Raw genomic sequence first — 473 nt, forward strand, 5'->3', positions numbered from 1 at the left:
GCCCGAATACCGAGGGCACCACCGGCCCGGCCAGATACCGCGACAGGGCGGTGTCCATCGCAGGCCCGATCATGTTGGCCAGCCGCAGGATGGTCAGGTCGATGTCCGGACGGCGCCGCGCCAGTCCACGCGCATAACCCTCGATGTCGATGCTGTCGCGGGCGAACCCGTCGCCCGGAGGACGCCGAGCGCTGCTCTCCTCGCTGAACATCACCGGATCACGCGCGCTCGAGCCGTACACCTCTGAGGTGGACTTCAGCACGACCCGGCGAACCGACGGTGCCTTCTGGCAGGCCGCGAAAAGTTGGATCGCGCCCATCACGTTGAGTTCCTTCAACGTGGCCCGGCCTCCGGAACGCGGCGCGTAGGACGCCGCCGCGGCATGCACGACGGTGTCCACGTTGCCGTTGCGGATGACCTTGGCGATGAAGGGGTTCCGGATGTCGGCGCGCACGAACTCGGCCCGCCCCATC

General features: G+C 68.3%; 1 protein-coding gene. It reads right to left on the reverse strand.

Translation table 11 applies throughout. The annotated features are described in order from the left end of the window. A partial coding sequence (locus RM590_RS35510) for an NAD-dependent epimerase/dehydratase family protein (protein WP_311708941.1) occupies positions 1–454 on the reverse strand: 454 nt, incomplete at its 3' end. Positions 455–473: the final 19 nt, after the last annotated feature.

Source organism: Streptomyces litchfieldiae, assembly GCF_031845365.1.
In the GTDB taxonomy this organism is placed as follows: domain Bacteria; phylum Actinomycetota; class Actinomycetes; order Streptomycetales; family Streptomycetaceae; genus Streptomyces; species Streptomyces litchfieldiae.